This is a genomic window from Vibrio sp. 1-Bac 57, assembly GCF_037546855.1.
Classification (GTDB): Bacteria; Pseudomonadota; Gammaproteobacteria; order Enterobacterales; family Psychromonadaceae; genus Psychromonas.
The window spans coordinates 118,078-139,376 of sequence record NZ_JALAAC010000001.1; the positions used below are offsets into that span (position 1 = coordinate 118,078).

Here is a 21,299-nt window from a genome sequence, read left to right on the forward strand (position 1 = left end):
GTATCAATTAAAACTTCAATATTTTTAATAACTTTTCGTCTATATCTTGTTGCACGTTATTTTGGTCCATTAAATCACCTAAACTGATTTGACTCAAAAATTCATGGATCTGATCGCTTAAGTCACACCATAAATAATGGGTTAGGCAAGTAATACCATTTTGACAGTTTGCTGTTTTTTTACATCCAGTTGCATCAATTACTTCATTAACAGCATCCATTATTTGCGCAACAAAAATCTCTTCACTTGCTCGGCCTAATTGATAACCACCACCAGGCCCTCTTACACTTTTCACTAAAGACTTCCTGCGAAGTTTAGAGAATAACTGCTCAAGATAAGATAAAGAGATACCTTGTCGACTCGAAATTTCGGCTAAAGACATTGGCCCTTGTTTAGGGTTTAATGCAAGATCAAGCATTGCAGTTACTGCATAACGGCCTTTTGTTGTTAAACGCATAAGAGCTCCGATAAAGTTATTCTTTAAGGAGGGCATGATATAGAAAGTTGACTAAATTAGTCAAGTATTTACTTGACTGTTTTCATGGGGTATTTGTTTTCATACAAAAGAGTATTACAAATTGAATTTATGAATAATTAGTTTGCGTATCAAGTGTCACTAATGACAGAGGGAGTATTAAATTATGGTTACTAATGCACTTGATGAATAGACCTTGTAAATAATTATGAATATTTCATTTATTACAAGATTTAGGGGGGTAGTGCCCAACTAATATTAGCCACAATTTTGAATAGGGGCCCAAATAAATTACCCAAAACACTACAATGGTGGGGTTATAATCCTTTATTGAAGTGTCTAGCTAATTCAACCACAACACTTGCTCCTGTTGAAAGTAAAGTCTTTGACTGGCGTTGGCGTCCATAAAACGGTGAAAAGAACTTCGTACCTCATAAACATAGAACAATTGTGTTTTTCGCTAGCCGATCCCTGTTTGATCTTTTATAGTCGCTTAGTTAAATCAGAAAATCCTTTGTAATAAGCGCGTAAGCTTTAGAAAAAGAGAGAGAATACATGTTAAAACGAGCCCTAGTTGTTATCGCTACCTTAAGTCTTTCCATGGCCAATACTGCCATCGCTGAGACCCGTGTAACATATAAAAGTGCCAAATCAACCACTTCATATTATCAAATGGCCGTTCAGGTTGCAGAGGGTGTGAAGTATGCCTCAGATAGTAATATGATCCTCACCGTTGAGGAGAGCCAAGGTTCTGTACAAAACGTAAAAGAAGCGGGTAAAAATCGTGCAAACTATGTATTTACCACTCCTCCATCTCTTATCGTTAAAGCGCGAGGTGGTGTAAAGCCATTTAAAAAGGCTAAGCAAGCGTATCAAGATATCCGTGCTTTATATCCAATTCCATCGCTTGTAATGCACTGGGTTGTTCGAGAAGACTCTAAAATTGCAAACTTTCAAGAACTTGATGGTAAAGATTTTATTGTAGGTCGTGGTAACTTTTCGGCTCGTCAAACTATCGAACTTTTCAAAGTTCTTGGCCTTGAAGGTAAGGTTAATGCGATTGATGTTGAAGTGAGTGGCGCTGTCTCTGCACTTAAGAATCGACAGGTTCAAGGTTTTGCGACTTCTTCATCTTTCCCCGCACCAAATGTGCTTGAGGCCGCGTCTTCTACGCCAATCCAGCTCCTTAGTCTTTCTGAAGAAGATTACGGTAAAGTTAAAGGGACTCCAATTACAATTCCTGCAGGAACCTATCCTGGCGTTGATACTGATACCCAAACAATTTCTCTTCCTGTTGGCGCTTACACCATGAAGAGTCTTGATGAAGAGACTGCATATCAGCTGACCAAGGCTTTTTGGGATGCTAAAAAACGTATGGCTAAAGTTGCTCCATGGTGGGGATCTGTAACAGTTGATCTTTTAGGTGAGCTTGCAGGACCACTTCATCCAGGCGCAATCCGTTATTATAAAGAAGAAGGTATCACTCTCCCTGCCCACTTGGTTGCAGTTCAGTAGTTTTCTTCAGAAATAAAGTTATTTGCAGGGGAAGGTTGAGAAGCTTTTCCCCTTTTTAGGTTGTAGTACGATGTCTATGAAACAAAAAATCTCCCGTTCGATCTTACTCACTTTAGCGGTAAGCTCCGTCTTCTTTCACCTCTGGCTTGTGTTTGCTGGTCTTCTGCCAAATCTTGTTACACGTCCTATCCACTTGGCGCTTGCTTTGCCGTGGGTATTTTTGGTTGGACAAAAAAGCACATTTCAGAATATAACAGGCTGGATACTTGCCTCTACAGGTATTGGTATCTGTATGTGGGTTGCTTTTAATCGTGTTGATTTAATGGATCAATATGGTTCACTTGAAACAACTGATCAGTATGTTTGGAGTGTTGCTCTTGTTCTTATTGTTCTTGAAATGGCTCGTCGCCACGTAAAGCTATCGCTTCCGCTAGTCGCGCTCATTGCTCTTAGTTACGGTGTTTTCGGGCAATATTTACCCGGTGAATTTGGTCACCCTGGTATTCCTGCAGATGCCTTTTGGGGAACATTAGTACTTACCGAAGGTGGAGTTTGGGGACCACTTACTGGTATATCGCTTAATGTGATTGCTGTATTTATTATTCTTGGTGCGTTTGTCAGTGCTGGAGAAGGGGGTAATGCTTTTATGAGCCTTGCAACTCGTATTGCAGGTAAACATAGAGCAGGACCAGCAAAGGTTTCTGTTTTAGCTTCGGCATTTTTTGGTTCAATTTCGGGGTCAGCTTCAGCAAATGTTGCATCAACTGGCGCGTTTACTATGCCAACGATGAAACGACTTGGGTACCCCGCATCTTTTGCAGGAGCAGTTGAGGCCGTGGCATCTACGGGTGGGCAAATTATGCCTCCTCTTATGGGCGCCGGCGCTTTCATGATGGTAGAGCTACTTCGTATTAATTATAGCGAGGTTATGGCCGCTGCGATTTTGCCAGCACTGCTCTTTTTCTTTTGTGTTTGGGTAAGTGTAGATCACTTTGCAAAGCGTAATAATCTAAAAGGTCTTTCTGAAGAAGAGTTGCCACGTTGGGGTGAGGTAGGGCGCCTGGCTATATTCTTCATTTTGCCTTTTGGTGTGCTCTTACTCATGCTTTTTTGTACTGACTATACCGCTCAGTATGGCGCGGCTGTTGCGACTATAATGACTGCGATTATGCTTATCGCAGATAGAAAAGGAGTTTCGAAGCTTCCTGCGATTCTTGCTCGTTTAGAACAGGCATTTCTTGGTGCTGCTAAGCAGATGAGTACAGTAGCTGCTATTGTGATTTGTGCTGGTGTTATTATTGGTGTACTTAATATGACAGGCCTTGGAATAAAGGTTACTTCTGCTATTTTAGGGTTTTCTGGTGGTAATCTTTATATTGCTCTTTGTCTTACCGCTATTGCCTGTTTGATACTTGGAATGGAAGTACCTACAACAGCTGCCTATGCTATTTGTATATCTGTTGCAGGGCCTGCTCTTGAGCAACTTGGTCTTCCCGCTCTTTATGCTCACCTTTTTGTTTTTTGGTATGCTTTACTTTCAACAATAACTCCGCCAGTGTGTGGAACTGTGTTTATTGCAGCAGGTATGTGTGGTGCTCCGTGGCTCTCTGTTGCCAACAGAGCGATGCGTATTGGGGTTGGACTTTATATTGTGCCTCTTGCCCTGGTTGCTAATCCTGCTTTAATTCAGCTCATTGCCAATCCGGTAATGGCTCTGCTTGCAGCTGTAAAGATTGGTAGTGGTTTATGGCTTGTGAGTTACGCAGTAACAGGCCAATCTAAAAATTACTGGCAGCCAGCCATAGCACTTGTTGCAGGTTTTGTTGTTATTTTTGCATTTGGCTTTGGTCAGTTTTAGTAAACAGTTTTACTTTGTAATAGAACTGTAAATTTGGTCAGTATTTAGAAGTATTAGTATAATTAATCTGAAGTGTTATGAACTCAAAAGTGATTCAACTGGTAATAATATTTAAGCTCGAAAATTACCGCAAACTAGCATAACAGTGTGTATAGATAATTAGCTTTATAAGTCGTAATGGAGGCATTTACGGCTTAGCTTTCTACTTGGCTTTCGAACTTGCAATGGGTAACAAATCTACATAAGCCTGTTGCTGTTTTATTCTAGGATAGCGGGAAGAACTCCGGCACTAAGACAATGGACTTTTTTGGCATGTTTTGAGCTCTTGCATTAGTTGGTTAGCAACTACACTAGCTTAAAATAGGCTTGTGGCAATTATGCTTATACTATTTTACTTCCATGCACTTCCTTTGCACCTGTCTCTTTTATAACGTGCACTAAGTTATCTTTATTTACACCACCACCCGGAATGATGATGATTTTATCTTGTGCATAGGCAACTAGTTTTTGTAAACATTGTAGGTTCTCTAAAGCGCTATTTTTCCCTCCTTTGGTAAGTATGCTATCTACCTTTAATGAGACTAAAAGATCTATCGCTTCTTTCTTGTTTTCTATCTCATCAAATGCCATATGAAATGTTTGTTTCAGATCGCTTGCTGCCGCCATTATTATTTTTAATTTTTCCACATCTATTTTATTTTCATTATTTAATACCCCATATACGATCCCGTTCACCTTCAGATCTTTACATATTTTTATATCATCTAACATTATTTCAATTTCTTCATCTGAGTATATAAAGTTACCGCCTCTAGGCCTTATAATCACATTAATAGGTATTGATATGTTAGAAACAGCATTTTTTATTGTCCCATAACTTGGTGTTGTTCCTCCTTCTAACAAGTTATCACATAGCTCTATCCTATCAGCTCCATTTTCATAAGCTTGTTTAGCCTCCATGTAACTTCCTACACAACACTCTTTGACCATGTTCTACTCCTTTTAAAAAATTTATTAGCAATTTCCTTTGACGAGAAAATGGCGAACTATAACAGTTGACCATCCAATCTAAGACATTGCACTTATTATATGAATCTAGGGGTTAATAAGTTAATAGGTTAATAAGATAAATTACGGTTCATCTTTGCTATGTTGTGGCTGAATTATTTGGGGCATATCTTTATAAGTGTTTAAGACGCTTGGGGGCTATTTCGCCTCACTCAACATACATAGAAGAATAATTCTCTACATAGTCTTCCCACACTGGAGGTGTACCAATCACATCTTGTACTGTTTCGATAAATTTTTTGACCAGTGGCGTTTGATTTCTGTGCGGGTAAACTGCATATAACGCACCAAAATCACTTGGAAACCGGTAGTTTTGCAGTATAGGAACGAGTCCGAGGTCTTTAAGGTTTGACTTAAGCACAGACAAATCGGCAATTGAATAGCCCAATCCTGCCTGTGTGGCACTAATAAGCGAATCCACGCTGTTTGCTTTAAATCTTCCGTTTATGCTGTACTTCTCCATTTTACTCTGACCTGAAGCTGCCATTTCCAGTTTGTCAAAAGTAAAAGAGCTATTTGAGTAGGTAATCGCAGGTAAGGATACAAGCTCTTTAAGCGTTTGAGGATTACCGTGCTCTTGAATAAAGTTTTCTGAGGCGAGAATAACCAACTTAGTTGGCGCTAGTTTCTTCGCTATATTGGTTGAGTCTTTGGGGGAGTTCAAGCGAAAAGCAATATCGAATTTTTCACCTATAATATCCGTCAGTCTATCGTCTAATGAAAGCTCGATATAGGTTTCTGGGTATTTTTTCATAAAAATATTGATGGCGTTCTGTAGATATGGATGACCAAAAGAAACGTAGCTGGTTATCCGTAATAATCCCCTGGGTTCAGTATGAAAAGTCTCCGCCAAGTGTTGAGTTTTATTGATCTCATTGCGGATAACCTTGGCTTGCTCCAGAATCTCTCGTCCGGCATCCGTTAGGGATAAAGAACGAGTAGTGCGGTTGAGCAACCTGACGCCTAGTGTTTCTTCCAGTATTTTAAATTGCTTAGTGACGACCGCTCGATCCATGTGCCTGAGCTCAGCGGCTTTAGCAAAGGAACCCTGATAAACAATATCTAGGAACAGGTCAAGGCGAGTCGCTATATCCATATTATATCCGCTAGTTAATTAAAAAAATGAATCTGAAACTCAATTCTAATGTATTGAAAGCGATAAGTAACTTAAATCGAATGCGCCTAAGTAAACTAAACGACGGTGAAAACATCTTCGGTAGCAAGTCGAGATTTTGGCAGTCCGTAATTGAAATCTTCAGCATCTGAATGATAGCCCATTGCTAAGGCAACGTGGCAGACGTAGCCGTTTAATTCATGTGCAAAAAACTCACTGATGAGTTCTGAATCAATACCTTCCATCGGCGTTGAATCAATACCTAATCGAGCCATAACATGTAGTGCATTACCCAGCGCTATATAAGTTTGTGCTTTAGTCCAGCTCTCGTTAGATCCATGTTCGTCTCTGAGAAGGTCTGCAAAATGAAACCCGCCATTTAAAGACGCATCATACTTTTCTTCTTTTAAGCGACCTAATGCAACATTGATATTCAGCACTTTTTTGTAATCCTCTTTCTGGTAATTTGGATTATGTGCAAAAAGGATAATATGCGATGCTTCTTTAGCATGGTGACGATTAGGCTGATACTTATTAGCAAAGGTAGCGTCGAGACGATTTTTTGCTTCATCACTTTCTATTAAAATAAATTTCCAGGGCTGTGAATTAATCGATGAAGCCGACAATCGAATAGCTTCTTTAATTATTTCAATATTTTCCTCTGAAATACGTTTGCTGGCATCGTATTTTTTTGTTGTATAGCGATTGCTTAAGTCTTTTATAATCGAGTGAGTCATAGGTTTCTCTTTCGTTAATTATTTAAGGATTGTGAAACAATTCCTAAATTACATTTTTTAGCATTTTTCTGAGTGCAATACTAAAGCTCTCTGGGCTATCTTCCTGAACAAAATGGCAGGCGTCAGGTACAAGTTGTACGCCAGCATTGGGAAAGTGAGAGCGCCATTTTGCAATGGCTTCAGGCGTGCCATGATTGAAGTCCTTTTGCCCAAAAATAAATTCTACTGGTTTATTCGCAAGTGTTGTTAGCCTTGCTTCAATTTTCTCCAGCCATGCTCCCGCAAGGGTTATCTGCTGAGGAAAAATAGCGGTTGCTCTTCTTGACTCTGGTGTCGGGAATGCCATGGTGTAAGCATCAACGATGGCTTTATTACTGCGGGATTCTTCATTGATATTTGCCAGCATTAGTTTAGTCACAAAGAAGTTCTCGTCCAGTACTCGCTGTTCCATCTTCGGTGTTCTGAACAACATGGAAAACGCTTCAATACCACCATCCACTTCCCATGCCCAGGTATTAGATATCACCACACCAAGTACGTTATCCGGATGATTAGTTGCCACGTTTAGTCCGGTCGGTCCACCCCAGTCCTGAACAACCATGATGAATTTGTCTAACTTAAGATGTTCAAAAATCAGAGATTCAATCCACTGTGAATGCTCTTGTGGCGTAAAACCGAAATCAGAAGGGGTATCTGAAAAGCCAAACCCGGGTAAATCATAGGCAACTACTCGAGCTTCCTTTGACATGTCTTTGATTATATTGCGATTTAAAAAAGACCAATCAGGGTTGCCGTGCGTGAGCACAATGGGAATGCCTTCACCTTCATCGACGTAATGCATCGATGCACCATTACGTTCATACCAGTGGCTCTTAAACGGATATTCTTCTTTATCGACTATAAAAGGACGTTGCTTTTGATTGGTCACATCCGCGTTGTTGATTATTGGATCTGGTTCTACTTGATAGCTGATTGGTTGTGAAGGTTTAGCAGCAAGTTTTTTTAATGCTTCTACAGACATGTATTCCTCCTAAAAGGGTAAAACGTTCATCGGACTAACCGCTGAATTAGTTGACTAATAAACCACAAAACGAACAATATCACTATATAACCACTTTATTATTTCTTAATAATCAATAATAAATTGACTATATGCCTCTATATCATTGCTTCGAGTCGCGCGATAATCCAATGCAATCGACCACCTTGATTAAGTATTTACACTGACGGAGTTAACAACATTGAAATCTACCATTGCATCGGCCTTTATCGGTCTGTCTTTATTGTTTGTCAGCGCGACTCAAGCCGCCTCATTAGCACCACAATGGGAACTAACAGGGTTTTCGCAACCAGAATCTATTTATGTTTCACCTGAACATCAATGGATCTATGTTTCTAATGTAAACGGTAATGAACCTGGTTTTATCAGCAAGCTTTCTAAAGGGGGGGTTATCGAAAAATTGAAATGGGTTGATGGATTAGGCATGCCAACCGGTATGGGCATGTTTGGCAGTGTTCTCTATGTTGTAGATAGAAATCAGGTCCATATCATTAACACCGAAACCGGAAATATGACTAAAAGCATAAAGGCTAATGGTGCTGTCATGCTTAATGACCTGACGATTACTGATAAAGGACAAGTATTTGTTGGAGATATCGCGGCAGGAAAAATCTACACCCTGATCAATAATGAATTAGTTGTTTGGTTGGAAGATACAAACCTCCCACATCCAAACGGCTTGTTGGCACAAGGTAATACACTTGTTGTCGCCAATATGGCGAGTAAGTTAGCTCAGCAATTTGAGCCTGAAGAGTATGGCTCAATTTATAAAATTAATATCGCTGACAAATCGCTACAAATGATCAATTCAAGCTACAGACTTGGTGGTTTGGATGGTCTAACTGAATTGAATAATTCACTGGTTGTCAGTCACTTCCCTGCGGGTGAAATTTATCAGATCACAGACAAAGAACGAACGCTGTTAGGCACGTTAGATATTAGTACTGCGGATATTAGTGTTGATGACAGTACTGATACGCTGTTTGTTCCATTCTTACTAAAGAGCAAAGTGGCTGCTTACAAGATCATCAACGATTAAGGATCGGCTTCAAAATTACTTGCGGTTTTGTTTTCAAAATAGTCAGTCATTTGGGACTTTTTGGAAACAATTTAGCGCAAGTTATTGTGTAACGATTCCTAAAGCCGACAGAAATAATAAAAATTCTAGGAAAAGGAACTGAAAAATGAAGAGAGTATTAACAATCGCAGTAAGTCTATTCGTATTGTCAGCATGCTCAGCTATTGATACCAATAAGCTGACTAGCTATACGCCAGAAAAGAGTATTTCCGGCTCTGGTTATGAGTCATTAAGAGGCGCCGTGATCAATTACGGTTACGATGGTTTTGATGATTTTAACCTAGCTATTTATAACAATAAAATCAAATGGCTTGGTCAAAAAGGATACTTTCAGGGCGTTGCTACTGAGGTTGTGCCACAGATATCAAAGGTTGCTGACAATATTTATTTCTTTTCCTGGTCTACAGGGAGTAGCGGAGACAATGTCGTTCATAATTATAACACTATGAGGGTAAATGCTCACTTGTCGGAGTCCCAAGTAAAAGATGCTTTGTGGCAGATTCACGGTGATGTTTACAATATAAACAGCCCGGAAAGTGTTTTCCCACATTCACAACTTACCCCTATTAAAGATATTGGCAAAATATTAAAGAAAAACATCGCTGAGAAGAATCTACCACCGTTTGCCTTCACAGCCAAAATATCGAATTTCCCTGAAGATATAGCGGGCAGAAAGGAGCTAACAGGGCTTTCTATAAAATATGATACGCCTGATGGCGTGATAGAAATCGAAGTAGATGGTGATCGCACCTACGTCAGTAAAAATAATCAGGATATAAAAGATGTTTTTACCGCAGCCACTAAGATTGCGGATGGTATCTACTTTATCTCATGGGAAAAAGGGGCAGAGAGCGACCATATCGTCGTTAACCGAAATAGTATGACCGTTTTTGATCATGTATCCCCAACAGGTGAACGTAAAGAAGCTATTTATGACATTACCTATTTTGGTGCCAAGTAATACAAAGCAAATAGGCTATTGTTTTTTATCAGCCCAACGGGCAATAGAGCCAGCAACTCGAAATACTTTTAAACTAATTATGCGCACTTTATGTGCTCAAAAGGAAAAATACGATGAAAATTGAAATGTGGGCAGATTATACCTGTCCTTACTGTTACATGGGACAAGCCAGCCTTGATCAAGCGCTTGACGGACTTGCATTGAATGAAGAGATAGAAATTGTACATAAGAGTTTTCAGCTGGAGCCAAATGAAGCTTGTCACGCTGGCGAAGATCTCAATGATCTTGTGGCAAAAAGATACGGTAAATCATACGAATGGGGCAAAGCCCATAACGAACAACACACTCAAATGGCCGCTGGTTTTGGTTTACAGTTGAACCTGGCTGCTCAAACTATCAATAATACTATTCTTGCACATCAGGCCACTAAATTTGCTGATGCAGAAGGTAAAAAAGAGCTGATGATTGAGCGTATATATCAAGCTACCTTTGAAGAAGGCAAGGATATCGGCGATAAACAAACGTTATTAGATCTTGCTGGCGAGATTGGTTTGGATGCGTATAAACTCGCAAAAGCATTTGAAGAAAAAACATACCTCAATGCGGCTCATTCAGACATTACAGAGGCGATGACAAAAGGGATAAACGGTATTCCATTTTATCTGATCAATGGCAATATACCAGTGTACGGTTTACACAAGGTAGATGCATTAAAAGCAATTCTACAGCAAGCGAGTGAGCAATCTTAATCTTCAAGATTATGAGGGAATTAATAAAACTAGAACTCTGACAATAAGGTATTAATATTCAGTCGTACTGCGGCAGTACGACTGACGAGCAAAGATTGAGGATCCATTTCAATAAAAATAGAATAATAAAAAAAACCTTTGGCTGTTTCCTACCTCCTTTCGTATTAGAAAGGGCAATACTGTTTATTATTGAGCGTTTTCATGCCTTGTCATCTAAGAACCGTAACATAACAGTTTGATCTAAGTTTTTACCAAAATCTATTAGGTTCAGATAGTTGAGATGGGTAATTTAGCTATCCAACTGTATTTTGTTATATTCCAATCTAAATGAGGTGACGCACCGAAATTTCCGTAAGAAAGCATTATTCTAGTCATTTATTTTTACTTCTGTAAGTCGAAATTTGGGCATATTTTCCTTAGTATTTTTAGCTTGGTTTTGGCCATACCAAGAGATAATAAATGTTGTTAATGTATTTCAAAGTAGTGGTTGAAATCAATTAGCCACCCATAACAAAACGTTCAATGACCAGCTTAAAAATATTTCTCAAATTGAGCTCTGTAGGCATAGAAATTTAAATGATTTAATGCTCAATTTTATATCAGGTTTAGTCGTATATTGTTTAAAAAAGCTAAAAAGCTAAAAAGCTAAAAAGCTAAAAAGCTAAAAAGCTAAAAAAGTATCAGATTATTAAGCCTAGTAAATACTTTTACAACTATTGAATTTAATCAATAATTTATTGAAAATTCAATAATCTATTTGAATTTCGGGTAAATATAAAATACTGTATTTTTATAAATAAAATTCGGGCTGAGAATGAATAAATTCTACAGCCTCGTTAGGGGACTTATGCATATCGATCATTTTAATATCAGTGCACCAGCAAAAATACTGACAGAAGATAAAAAATTTCTGTGTGAAGTTTTTGATTTAGTTGAAGGGTGGAGACCTAAATTATCCCAAAATGGCTACTGGTTATATTATAAAGATAAAGTACTCATTCATTTGATTGAAAGTAATGAGCATTATAGAAATGAAAAGCAAGGTTACTTAGATCATATTGCCTTTCGACTTAGTGGTCTTAATAAACTAATAAAAACTTTAAAAATACTTTCAACGGAATACTCTATTAAATATTCTGCTGAAAGAGATATGACCCAAGTTTTTTTTAAAACACCATCTGGTGTAGGCTTAGAGGCGATTTTTTTAAAAGAGAATATAGATGAATAGCAACCTAAAATAGGGGGAGGTGTTTCACAACCGACACATTATCTGAGTGTTGCACTAGGACGAGAGCTCGACTTATGACAGTAAATAGTGGAATTGATTTTAGGAAGTTATGGTGGTTGTTTCATAAAACTAAGTAGGCTTAAAATAAGCTATTCTAATACTTCGTTATAAAACACCCATCATTAAGACAGGTGCTTGCTGGAGTACGTATCAAAACGCAGTTATACAGGAAGAGTCTGTTTGTCGAGATCATATCTAACTGAAGGGCGTTCATGCTCGCTAGCGCCTTGCTCCCCATCAACTGCTTCCAATTGAATGTAGTTATAATTAGCCGTGAAATTTAAAGACACATCTGTTCCTCCTGGAACAACCGTCAAAACATGTTTAACTTTAAAGGTTGCTTCATCAGCACCTAGTACGTAAACCTTTATAGAACCGCCACTATCACTATGATGTAAATTCAGATTAATATCTCTACCTTGATTTATATCTGAAATAGCTATTGTTTTGGTTATTTGACCACTGTAAAGTTGACCTTGAATCATTTTGTTTTCCTCATTATTGTAGATTATTACATTTAATAAATTTGTTATATGTACATAATGCTTCATCACATAACGTTTTATTTATAATCCCAATTTAGATCACCACAATTCATAAATTTAATTCACAAAAAAGACGCAATCATAATCACTAAGCAGCATATCATTTATAAAATATAAATATAAAAATAAGGTAAATTATATTTTATTAATAGATCTGTAGTGATTGATAACCATCTAATCGAATAAATTACAGTTATTAAACAAATCTAGGAAACTATGAAAACAAGGTCTTTCAATCAATTATTAACAGAGGTTCGTTCTTGCAAAATTTGTGAACCTATTTTAAAAGACGGTGTTCGCCCTGTTTTGCAAGTTAATAAGCACGCAAAAATTCTTATAGCAGGGCAAGCGCCTGGCTCAAAGGTTCATGCAACAGGTATTCCATTTGATGACCCGAGTGGGGATCGTTTAAGAGAATGGATGGGGATTGATAAAGAAACTTTTTATAACTCACAAAAAATTGCAATATTACCTATGGCGTTTTGTTACCCAGGAAAAGGGAAATCAGGTGATCTACCTCCACCACCAATATGTGCGAAGACATGGCGCAATCAATTATTGGAAGCGATGCCTGAGATTCAACTTACGCTTGTCATCGGGCAATATGCTTTGACATGGCATTTAAAAAATAGAGAAAAAAACCTTACTGAAACAGTCAGAAACTGGGCTGCTTATGGGGAACATGTTATGCCTCTTCCACACCCAAGTCCGCGCAATAATATCTGGTTAAAAAAGAATCCATGGTTTGAAGCAGAAGTTTTGACTGTGCTAAAAAGTAGAGTAGATAAAATACTGTTATCATAAATTTTTAATGGTTTGTTTGGTCTTGAGAAAGTTATTTCCTATTTAAAGCTATTATATTTTTCTTATTATGCGAATCTAGGGCTGATTAGATACTGGTAACTTAATTAAACATTGCTAAACCTCTACCTAAGCTGGGGGTGTGTAGGTTTGACAGTAACTACTGTGTTGTATCTTCTTTGCTCGTTCTAAAGAAAAGGGGAAATAACTTATGCCTGACTATAATAACTACTATCAAAAGTTACCAATAGAAATTGCTCCCTCAAGTGTCTTGTATTTACATTAAATCAATAGCTAATCTACTGCTTTTATTTTAATATTTGATTATAAATCAACTGCGTTCTATTCATATTAGTTACATCTTGCTTTACCGCATCGGCACTTTATTTTTCAAAAAAGGGATCTCCTATGGGTTTTAAAAAAAATTTAATCGCAGCTGCATTAACGACGACATCTTTATTCTCTACTTCAGCTTTTGCAGTAGAAAATATTGACATACTGATCACCGATGCAACTGTACTGACTATGAATGCAGAAAAAACTATTTATGAATCAGGCACTGTTGCCATTAAAGATAATAAAATTATTGCTGTCGGCGATAAAAATTTAGCAGAACAATACCAAGCAGATAAAATAATGAATGTTGCTGGCGACATCGTTATGCCAGGGCTTATTAATACGCATACACATGTTTCAATGACCGTCTTCCGTTCACTTGCCGATGATGTTCCAGATCGCTTACACCGTTATATCTTCCCGCTCGAATCAAAACTGGTTTCTCGTGATATGGTCCGTATCGGAGCTAACTTGGGTAACGTAGAGATGCTAAAGGGCGGTGTAACCACTTATGCAGATATGTACTATTTTGAAGATGAAGTGGCAAAAACCGTTGATAAAATCGGTATGCGTGCAGTATTAGGTGAAACAGTCATAAAATTCCCTGTGGCGGATGCAAAAAATGCACAGGAAGGCATTGCTTATGCGCTTAAATTTATCGACGAATATAAAGATCATCCTCGTATCACACCTGCATTTGCACCACATGCTCCTTACACTAATACAACAGAAGTATTGCAACAAGTTGCAAAATTATCCGAAGAAAAAGGTGTGCCAGTATTGATTCATTTAGCAGAATCCGCACGCGAAGAAGAAAAAATTGCAGAAATCAGCGGAGGTAAAAGTCCTGTTCAATATATGCATGATATCGGTGCATTAAATAGTCAACTTGTTGGTGCACATATGATCTTAGTTGACGACAAAGATATCGCTTTGGTTAAAGCAAGCGATATGGGCGTTGCACATAACATGAGTGCAAATATAAAATCAGCAAAAGGTGTCTCACCGGCACTCAAAATGTATGATCAAGGAGTTCGCATTGGCTTAGGAACTGATGGGCCAATGTCAGGTAACAACTTAAGTACCATTGCAGAATTTGGACAAGTAGCAAAAGTACACAAGTTAGTTAATCACGATCGCGCAGCAATGCCGCCAGTGAAAGTGATTGATATGTCCACCATGGGTGCGGCCAGAGCCTTACATATGGAAGATAAGATAGGATCATTAGAAGTAGGCAAACTTGCTGATATCATTGTTATCGATACTAAAGCGGTGAACATGGTTCCCATGTACAACCCATATTCAGCTTTAGTCTACTCTGCTTATCCGACCAATGTCCGTCATGCTATCGTTGACGGAAAATTACTCATGGAAGATAAAAAGATTTTGACAGTAGATGAAAATAAAATTCGTGAAGAAGCATTGAAATTTACCGATATTGTTAGAAAAACTATTATCGAAAGTGGGGAAATTGTGCAATAAAAAGTGAGAAATAACGGGCTAAATTATCCAGTTTGCCCGTTCTATTTATCTAGAACAGAGGCATACCTGTAGTTTTACTATCCAATTCCTCTTGTGATTTACGATCAAACCATTACACCTCAACTTTTAATCATTTTAGTTTATAAGCCCAAGGACTCATTTCTAGTTTAAAAGTGCTTAGTGATGAGCAAAAAGTACAATCTAATAAAACGCTAGGTATATGTGCAATGGATTAGTTTTACAGCCAAACATTAATTTAGGAACAGTAAAGCTTAAAGAGCCACATAATGGTATTTTACCGAAATTTTAATCAATCGGATCTGATAAATCGACAAGATCAAGATGATCTCTGATTACTTTCATCACACCATACTCAAGATTACTCGGCGCACTAAAACGGGCATATGTTTTTACTTTTTCATGTGCATTTTCTACTGCATAAGAATGAAAGCTTGCTTGTAACATTTCGATATCGTTAAAGTAATCACCAAAACTCATTGTTTGTTCGAAACTAAATTTTAATTTGTCTTGTAAATATTTGATGGCATCGCCTTTTGAAGCATTTATATTCATCACATCAAGCCAAATCTTGGCGCTTACCACTACTTTGTGGTCGACATCGAATTTTGCATTAATTGACGGATATATAAATTCTTGCGAGCCATCAAAATGGCAAATAGCCACCTTAATAAACTCATCTTCAACTTCGAGTAAATCTTTTACATAATCACAACGATGGTAGTATTTTTTTATTTCTTCGAGTGCTTTAGGTGCTTGTGTTTCAACGTATGCGGACTGTTTGCCGCATAAAACAATATGCGCCCCTTCAATTAATCGAGCCTCTTTGATAATACGATGAATTGAGTCGTTATCAATAGTACAACTGTAGAGTTCTTTGCCTTGATGCATGACTAAGGTGCCATTTTCCGCGATAAACATGATACGGTCTTTAACCGCAGAAAAGGTTTGTAATAAGCTATAATATTGGCGCCCAGAAGCAGCTGCAAACATAATATCTCTTTGTTCTAATTGTTGGAATACATCAAAAAAATCAGGCGGTAAACGACCATCTTTATCTAACAAAGTGCCATCCATATCGGTAGCAATGAATTTAATATTATGTTGTGCCATTGATGAATGCTCGCATATTTTGTAAGGGATTGATAATAGAATGATTATATGATTTTTAGTTATGCTTTAGCAAATGGATAAAAACCATGTGACTATTATTAAAAGAAACAATTTAGAAAGTGACGTTTCATGCTCTGTTAAAAATCATCTAGATCGCGTTTTTGGTCTCATCCTAAATAAAGTATTACTTCTTGGTTTGATTTTTAGCCAGCTATTGTACTGAATAATAAATTCCTTTTAAAAACGCCCATCACTCAATTTATTCAATCGATGATAGAAAAGAGAATAACTAGTTGAGCATCAATTAAATATGAATTAATGTGGTTAAATGTTGAGCAATAAAAATGGCCGTTAGTTTAACTTTTGAAATAGTTAGATGTTCATGCATCACCAGCAGTCATTAGTAAATTATAACAATCGTTCCAGAAATTTATTCTTTTTTGTCCTTCTCGGTGTCAAGAAGGGCGCTCCATAAAGGAAGGAGAATTACCATGAAAATAATAACTGCATCAGTGGGAGATAAAGGCGAAAACAACGTTGAAGATGTTAAAATAGTGCAAGGCTTGCTCAATCAACATAAGTTAGCTGCCTTTGCAAAGCCTTTGAAAATAGATGGGCAATCAGGGCCTTTTACGATTAAACGAATAAACGCTTTCCAAGAAGTAATGATGAATATGCTTCAACCAGACGGTTTGGTCGAAGTTAATGGTGAAACCTTGAAGCGTTTGCAGGTAACTAAAGAAATAGTTACATCGAGTAGTTCGTTATTTTTTGGTGATAAAGGAATCAACCTTTTGAAAGAGATCGAAGGGTTGGCGATAACTCCCTATGACGATCAAACTGGCAAAGCTATTAAGGTTTGGGTAGAAGGTGCAACGATTGGTTATGGTCATTTGATAGCTAAATCAGATTGGTCTAAATACCAAGCCGGTTTGAACGAGGATCAAGCGATTAGATTATTACAAGCAGATCTCAATCCTTTTATTAACACAGTAAAAAGTAAAGTGAGGGGTGATGTGATGCAACATGAATTCGATGCAATGGTAATATTCGCTTTTAATATCGGTCAAGCAGGTTTCTCTCAGTCATCTGTGTTAAAAATGATCAATGATCCTGAAGTTATTACTTCTTATCCTACGCTGGAAAAAGCTTGGAAAGCTTGGAATAAATCACAAGGTAAAGTTAACCGTGGTTTAGAAAATAGAAGACAGGCTGAGTGGAATATCTATCAGAAAGGAGTTTATGAAAAATGGTAAAAAGTTGGCTTAATTATGCCTGTCAGTTTGTTCTTAGTTGTTTGCTATCTATTAGCGTTATTTTTGCAGCGTCTGCAATTGACAACCCTGATGCTGCAGATCTGATTGGCGAATTTGAAAAACGAGAAGTTGTTTATGTGATAGCAATTGATGACCCCAACAATAACAGCAGAGAGTATTTAGTTGCCTATGATAACTATCTGCTATTTTTAGACAAAGAATTGAATAACGCTTTTACAAGTATTAAGTCGAAATTACCCAAGGCAAGGTATTCAGATTTGATAGCCGCGCAGCGATTCTGGTTAAAGTACCGTGATGCAGAATTTGAGTTAATTAAAAGTACTTGGACTCGTGACGATTTTGGCACTTCAGCGGGAATATCTCGTGGTGATTATCGAACGCGGATAGTTAAAGATCGTATTATTCAGTTGTTACATTATGCAAAAAGTCTTTAACGGCGAATTATACAAATAGTCTTCAACGTTGAATTATTTAAAAAGCATTTAGCGTTAGACTATGACACTAGCTTCTAATACCAAAATATATTGCTACTTGAGATGTTTAGCTTTATTTAAATGATTAAAACAAAAAAAAGCTCACAGCACGTATTTCTGGACCCTGTAAATAATGCTGTGTTTTTTATTTAACTGCTCATCGTTTTAAATAGCGAGATAATTAAGCTGAATACCAAGTTCCAAGGTATCTAAAACAGATTGTGTTGTTGATTTATGACTTATTTTACCGGCTTCAAGTTCGACCAATACTACGGTTGAAATTTGTGCAAAGTCTTTACCCGCTAAAAGTATTTGTATTAACGCAACTTGAAGTGGTGGCAAACTTGGGTTAAAAGCTGCATTTTCAGCATAAGCACCTATATAGATTGATTGATCATCAAGTTGAACAGCGATGGCACAATAGTTTTCTGAATAGGGGGCATGACTGATATTTAAAGCAGCAACGGCATTAGTGAGCAATAAATCATCATTAGAAATAGCATATTTTTGTGGTTTATCTTCCATTAACAAGGTCGTTATATTGAGATCTTTAGGACCAAATGATTCTGGTAGATATTCTTGTAACGTTTTTGCTTGTCGATTTGGCAGTTGTACCATCATTATATCCGCACTACTTAGTTCATTCATAAACTGCCGGCAATGTCCGCAGGGACTGTAGTTTATGGTGATATCTTGAATGCCTTTTTCTCCTTTCATCCAAGCATGGGAAATGGCAGATTGTTCTGCATGTACCGCTTGTGCCAGTGGTGAACCTGGTAGTTCAATATTAGCCCCAAAGTATAATATTCCTGAAAGGCCGCGCGCAATCGCTCCGACACAGAAATTGGAGATAGGAGAATAGGAGTAACTTGCAGCAAGTGGAAGCAGTGCAATACGTAACTCACTGTCGCTTAATGCTGTTAAAGTCATTAACTCATTAAATTGGGCTACTGAAATAGTGGCAGAAAAGTTTTTATCTTCAACGATAGGTTTTAAGTAATCGGCTAAAATTATAGGTAGTTCATTTAATGCGTTTACTAACAATTTATTCATTATTTTATTCCCATTATTTAATTTCTATTATTTTATTCCTAGGCTTTCTGAACAACTGGCTTCTGATCTAATGCTTTCTGAATGTAGGGATTTTTTATCGCTTGAGCGACGCTCGCTCCATTTATGCAATTGTTCTCCGGTATAAGTCATCAGAAAGCCAACAATAGCACCAACAAATAAGGCAATAATCGTAACCATCCATTCTCCATTGGCAGAAAAAATGGCGGCGGCACCGATGAATGTGCCAGGGATAAACTTAAGCACATTAAATTTAGCTTGAAAACACATAACAAAGGCGAAGATAGCCGTTGTAGCATACGAAGCAAAATCAGCTGCAAGGTAAGTGGAGAGAACAATAATTAAAATTGCCCAGATTGCACCACTGAAATTAGTCAACCAGACTTGAACTAATCCTTTCATGCCTTTATCAGTAGAAGCGAAATAACTGGTTGCCCCTAAGAAAACTAACCAACTTGCAATATCAAAAAAATTAGTAAACCAAACTAACAAGCCGGATAAAATGCCCGTGCTGATTGACAACGCTAACAGTAAACTCATTGAATATCCCTAACCTTTGTAAATTAAAATGGTATAAAAACATGAAAAGAAAGCACATGCTTTGAGTAAAACATGCGCTTATCTTTATAGAAAAGAGAGGTAATAATTGATTGGTTGCGTTACATAACAGTTTGTTAAACGTTAACCGATATTAGCGCACCTCTTTTGTTCAATGCTATCTGATAATAAACTAACAAATGAATAGATTAATCATCATATTCAAAGGCAATATCATTATTTCTTACATTAAGCTATGAGCATCAAATACTGCTTCAATAACTCTTACTCTCGTTTCTTGTTCCTTTTTACAGGCTTTGCTTTAAATATCTTCCGCGCGTATTTGTCCGTAAACATTTGGTGTTGGTTGATAAGCTTGGTCGCCTACTTTAATAGCCTGAAGTAGTGCTGTTGCAGCTTCTTGCCATTGTTCTTCACTGCGTGCATGAATCACAGCGAGTGGTTTTTGATCGTTTGCAGTTTCACCTAAACAAATAAAGTTATCAAAACCAACTGCATAGTCAATTGTATCGGTAGAAACGCGACGTCCACCACCCATACTTACTACGGCCATACCAATTGCTCTGGTATCCATCGCCGAAACAATGCCACTTTTTTCTGCGTAAACAGGTTTGCTAATTTGTGCTTTTTCTAGGTATTTGTCGTAGTGTTCAACAAAGTCTTTAGGTCCACCTAAACCGGCAACCATCTTACTGAAACAAGCAGCGGCAGTGCCGTTGTCGAGTACGGTTTGCAACTGTTGGTGTGCTTGCTCGCTGTCTTTGGCTAATTTACCCAATACTAGCATTTCTGCACAAAGTGCCATGGTGATTTCATAGAGGCGAGGATTACGGTATTCACCGGTTAAGAATTGGACCGCTTCACGTACTTCGAGTGCATTACCTGCTGACGAGGCTAAGACCTGATTCATATCAGTTAAAATAGCCGTTGTTTTTGTGCCAGCACCATTTGCTACAGCAACAATAGATTTAGCCAGTTCTTCAGATGCTTGATAGGTTGGCATAAATGCGCCGGAACCTACTTTTACATCCATCACTAATGAATCCAGACCAGCTGCTAGTTTTTTAGATAAAATAGAGGCCGTGATCAAACTAATATTATCTACCGTTGCAGTGATATCTCGAATGGCGTAAACACGTTTATCGGCTGGTGCAAGGTTGCCAGTTTGGCCAATTATCGCCACACCTGCTTGTTTGGTTACTTCACCAAAAACATCATTACTTGGAGTAATGTTGTAACCAGGAATTGATTCTAATTTATCTAGTGTGCCACCTGTATGGCCAAGGCCACGGCCGGAGATCATTGGTACAAAACCGCCACAGGCTGCAACCATTGGACCTAACATAAGCGAGGTAACATCACCAACGCCACCCGTTGAATGTTTATCAACAATAGGGCCACCAAAATTCATGTGATCCCAATTCATAACCATACCTGAATCACGCATTGCACAGGTAAGGGCAATTCGCTCTGACATATCCATTTCATTAAAGAAAATAGTCATAGCAAATGCGCCAATTTGGCTTTCTGAAATAGTATCGTCTGCCACACCTTGAATGAAAAAATTGATTTCTTCAGTGCTTAGCACTTGTCCATCACGTTTTTTACGGATAATTTCTTGAGGTAAAAACATTAATCTCTCCATACTCTTTAACGAGTTTTAGTTAATTATTTGTCTGCCCCTCTGTAATAAATAGAAGGGCTAGCTGTATCGAAAACGAT

The 21,299-nt window shown here is 37.8% G+C and carries 20 protein-coding genes and 1 pseudogene; 11 read left to right on the forward strand and 10 right to left on the reverse strand.

Annotated elements, in window-relative coordinates; translation table 11 throughout:
• Positions 1-7: 7 nt before the first annotated feature.
• On the reverse strand, positions 8-457 hold the full coding sequence (gene iscR / locus MT391_RS00480; RefSeq protein WP_166371275.1) for a Fe-S cluster assembly transcriptional regulator IscR: 450 nt from the start codon (positions 455-457) through the stop codon (positions 8-10).
• Between the two features lie 573 nt (positions 458-1,030).
• On the opposite strand from iscR, the gene MT391_RS00485 reads away from it, so the two are divergent.
• A complete protein-coding gene (locus MT391_RS00485; protein WP_166371277.1) occupies positions 1,031-1,990 on the forward strand; it encodes a TAXI family TRAP transporter solute-binding subunit in 960 nt (319 codons plus the stop codon).
• A 76-nt stretch (positions 1,991-2,066) separates the two neighbouring features.
• Positions 2,067-3,848: a TRAP transporter permease gene (locus MT391_RS00490; RefSeq protein ID WP_499496693.1), complete on the forward strand. Its 1,782-nt coding sequence runs from the start codon at positions 2,067-2,069 to the stop codon at positions 3,846-3,848.
• Between the two features lie 381 nt (positions 3,849-4,229).
• On the opposite strand, the gene MT391_RS00495 is transcribed toward MT391_RS00490, so the two are convergent.
• The 4 genes from MT391_RS00495 to MT391_RS00510 all read right to left on the reverse strand — a co-directional run bounded on the left by MT391_RS00495 (position 4,230) and on the right by MT391_RS00510 (position 7,788).
• Positions 4,230-4,838, reverse strand: a complete 609-nt coding sequence (locus MT391_RS00495) for a copper homeostasis protein CutC (RefSeq protein ID WP_499496576.1) — start codon at positions 4,836-4,838, stop codon at positions 4,230-4,232.
• Between the two features lie 226 nt (positions 4,839-5,064).
• The gene (locus tag MT391_RS00500) at positions 5,065-6,012 is read right to left on the reverse strand and encodes a LysR family transcriptional regulator (protein WP_299662385.1); all 948 of its coding nucleotides are present in this window, start codon (positions 6,010-6,012) and stop codon (positions 5,065-5,067) included.
• Positions 6,013-6,107: 95 nt separating this feature from the next.
• On the reverse strand, positions 6,108-6,767 hold the full coding sequence (locus MT391_RS00505; protein ID WP_499496577.1) for a nitroreductase family protein: 660 nt from the start codon (positions 6,765-6,767) through the stop codon (positions 6,108-6,110).
• 43 nt (positions 6,768-6,810) lie between these two features.
• A complete protein-coding gene (locus tag MT391_RS00510; protein ID WP_499496578.1) occupies positions 6,811-7,788 on the reverse strand; it encodes an alpha/beta fold hydrolase in 978 nt (325 codons plus the stop codon).
• A gap of 220 nt (positions 7,789-8,008) precedes the next feature.
• Here MT391_RS00510 and MT391_RS00515 point away from each other — a divergent pair, with 220 nt between their 5' ends.
• From MT391_RS00515 to MT391_RS00535, 5 genes and pseudogenes are all read left to right on the forward strand, one after another.
• Complete coding sequence (locus MT391_RS00515; protein WP_499496579.1) at positions 8,009-8,866, forward strand: SMP-30/gluconolactonase/LRE family protein; 858 nt, start codon at positions 8,009-8,011, stop codon at positions 8,864-8,866.
• Between the two features lie 145 nt (positions 8,867-9,011).
• Positions 9,012-9,866, forward strand: a complete 855-nt coding sequence (locus tag MT391_RS00520; RefSeq protein ID WP_499439687.1) for a hypothetical protein — start codon at positions 9,012-9,014, stop codon at positions 9,864-9,866.
• Positions 9,867-9,979: 113 nt separating this feature from the next.
• Entirely contained in the window at positions 9,980-10,615 is a 636-nt protein-coding gene (locus MT391_RS00525) for a DsbA family oxidoreductase (protein WP_499496580.1), read from the forward strand.
• Positions 10,616-11,127: 512 nt separating this feature from the next.
• Positions 11,128-11,256: pseudogene (locus MT391_RS00530) on the forward strand (IS982 family transposase); the annotation flags it as partial.
• 206 nt (positions 11,257-11,462) lie between these two features.
• Positions 11,463-11,843, forward strand: coding sequence for a VOC family protein (locus MT391_RS00535; protein WP_166371296.1), 381 nt, complete (start codon positions 11,463-11,465; stop codon positions 11,841-11,843).
• A 221-nt stretch (positions 11,844-12,064) separates the two neighbouring features.
• Here MT391_RS00535 and MT391_RS00540 read toward each other — a convergent pair whose 3' ends face one another.
• The gene (locus MT391_RS00540; RefSeq protein ID WP_166371298.1) at positions 12,065-12,388 is read right to left on the reverse strand and encodes a hypothetical protein; all 324 of its coding nucleotides are present in this window, start codon (positions 12,386-12,388) and stop codon (positions 12,065-12,067) included.
• A gap of 276 nt (positions 12,389-12,664) precedes the next feature.
• Between MT391_RS00540 and MT391_RS00545 the strand changes: the two genes are divergently transcribed.
• Both MT391_RS00545 and MT391_RS00550 read left to right on the forward strand, forming a co-directional pair.
• Positions 12,665-13,252, forward strand: coding sequence for a uracil-DNA glycosylase family protein (locus MT391_RS00545; RefSeq protein ID WP_499496581.1), 588 nt, complete (start codon positions 12,665-12,667; stop codon positions 13,250-13,252).
• 405 nt (positions 13,253-13,657) lie between these two features.
• Positions 13,658-15,067: an amidohydrolase gene (locus tag MT391_RS00550; protein ID WP_499496582.1), complete on the forward strand. Its 1,410-nt coding sequence runs from the start codon at positions 13,658-13,660 to the stop codon at positions 15,065-15,067.
• A 306-nt stretch (positions 15,068-15,373) separates the two neighbouring features.
• On the opposite strand, the gene MT391_RS00555 is transcribed toward MT391_RS00550, so the two are convergent.
• Complete coding sequence (locus tag MT391_RS00555) at positions 15,374-16,198, reverse strand: Cof-type HAD-IIB family hydrolase (RefSeq protein WP_499496583.1); 825 nt, start codon at positions 16,196-16,198, stop codon at positions 15,374-15,376.
• A 491-nt stretch (positions 16,199-16,689) separates the two neighbouring features.
• Here MT391_RS00555 and MT391_RS00560 point away from each other — a divergent pair, with 491 nt between their 5' ends.
• A complete protein-coding gene (locus MT391_RS00560; protein ID WP_205963011.1) occupies positions 16,690-17,454 on the forward strand; it encodes a glycoside hydrolase family protein in 765 nt (254 codons plus the stop codon).
• Entirely contained in the window at positions 17,448-17,909 is a 462-nt protein-coding gene (locus tag MT391_RS00565) for a lysozyme inhibitor LprI family protein (protein WP_166371306.1), read from the forward strand. The genes MT391_RS00560 and MT391_RS00565 overlap by 7 nt, the downstream gene beginning before the upstream one ends.
• A 204-nt stretch (positions 17,910-18,113) precedes the next feature.
• Here the strand turns inward: MT391_RS00565 and cdd are convergent, their stop codons facing one another.
• From cdd to deoA, 3 genes are all read right to left on the reverse strand, one after another.
• The gene (cdd, locus tag MT391_RS00570; protein ID WP_499496584.1) at positions 18,114-19,001 is read right to left on the reverse strand and encodes a cytidine deaminase; all 888 of its coding nucleotides are present in this window, start codon (positions 18,999-19,001) and stop codon (positions 18,114-18,116) included.
• 27 nt (positions 19,002-19,028) lie between these two features.
• Positions 19,029-19,559, reverse strand: a complete 531-nt coding sequence (locus MT391_RS00575) for a DUF1097 domain-containing protein (protein WP_499496585.1) — start codon at positions 19,557-19,559, stop codon at positions 19,029-19,031.
• A 319-nt stretch (positions 19,560-19,878) separates the two neighbouring features.
• The gene (gene deoA, locus MT391_RS00580) at positions 19,879-21,210 is read right to left on the reverse strand and encodes a thymidine phosphorylase (RefSeq protein WP_499496586.1); all 1,332 of its coding nucleotides are present in this window, start codon (positions 21,208-21,210) and stop codon (positions 19,879-19,881) included.
• Positions 21,211-21,299: the final 89 nt, after the last annotated feature.